This window comes from Pseudoalteromonas sp. P1-13-1a, from assembly GCF_001401875.1.
Classification (GTDB): domain Bacteria; phylum Pseudomonadota; class Gammaproteobacteria; order Enterobacterales; family Alteromonadaceae; genus Pseudoalteromonas.
The window spans coordinates 1-233 of sequence record NZ_LKDV01000139.1 but is presented as its reverse complement, the minus strand read 5'-3'; the positions used below and the strand labels follow the sequence as shown (position 1 = coordinate 233).

1 pseudogene is annotated in these 233 nt (G+C 39.5%); it reads right to left on the bottom strand.

Features of this window, described 5'->3' with window-relative positions:
- Positions 1–20 precede the first annotated feature (20 nt).
- Positions 21–233 (bottom strand): annotated as a pseudogene (locus AN391_RS20630) (hypothetical protein); the annotation flags it as partial.

Here is a 233-nt window from a genome sequence, read left to right as displayed (position 1 = left end):
CTTATGAATATATTGAAACCTTATTCTTTTAGACTGTCGAAGTAGGCCCTCGCCTTTTTTAGTACGTCGTTCTCCAACTGTACGTCCTCAAGCTGCTTTTCAAGGTTACGAACTTGACGTTCAAGGTCTTTATATGACTTTTCTGGACCATGGTTTTTAAGTGGCTTAGGCTCTTTTCTTGAGGTCATTTTACTTCTCCAACTTGACAGCATATCGGGATGAATACCGTATTT